Source organism: Komagataeibacter oboediens (genome assembly GCF_003207815.1).
Taxonomy (GTDB): domain Bacteria; phylum Pseudomonadota; class Alphaproteobacteria; order Acetobacterales; family Acetobacteraceae; genus Komagataeibacter; species Komagataeibacter oboediens.
The window spans coordinates 1-764 of sequence record NZ_NKTX01000238.1 but is presented as its reverse complement, the minus strand read 5'-3'; the positions used below and the strand labels follow the sequence as shown (position 1 = coordinate 764).

The 764-nt window shown below is 64.7% G+C and carries 1 pseudogene; it reads right to left on the bottom strand.

Annotation, left to right across the window (positions count from 1 at the left end):
* Positions 1 to 699: pseudogene (locus tag CFR80_RS18585) on the bottom strand (IS630 family transposase); the annotation flags it as partial.
* Between the last annotated feature and the right edge of the window lie 65 nt (positions 700 to 764).

Here is a 764-nt window from a genome sequence, read left to right as displayed (position 1 = left end):
CCTTGCCGCGCGCCGGGCAGATCGCCCCGAACAGCCAAGCATTCTCGTAGCGCTGGTCAGCCGGTTGGCGTGGTCGCGTGCCGCGCCGGGCCCATTGGCGGACGATGCCGTTCTTCTGGCCGATGCGGGCTTCGTCCTGAAACCAGATCTCGATCGGCTTTCCCTTCGGCAGGTGGCCGATATGGGCACTCAGGATGCGGGGGAAGTTTTTTTAAACGCTTCCATGACGGCAGGATCCTGCCCCGGATGACGCGGCCGGGCGCTGACATGGGAAAAACCAAGACGTTTCAGCAAAGTGGAAACATGCCGTTCGTGGTAGATGACGCCGAAGCGCTCCCTGATCACGCGTTGCAGATCAATCCGGCGCCAGCGCACCACACCGTCACGCTGCCGATCGGGCCCGGCCTCGACCAGCGCCTTCAGTTCGGCCTGCTGTGCCCCGTTCAAACGGCAGGCTGGTCCCGGATGCTGATAATCGCGCAGGCCATCCGGCCCTTCAGCATTGAAGCGGTGGACCCAGTCCCGCAGCGTCTGGCGGTCCATGCCGCCCACGCGGGCCGCATCCGTCCGGCTCGCCCCGTCACGGATTGCTGCCAGGGCCAGAAGCCGGCGCGCAGCGTTCGCCTGCCGGCTACGCGCCGCAAGTCGCCTCAGATCAGAGGCCGAATAGTCATCCCGTAGCTTCACCGCCCTCGTCATCAGCCAGATCCTCCCGCATCAAGAGAATCAGAGCCAGCGCCGTTTGTCACTTCACACACGAGTCA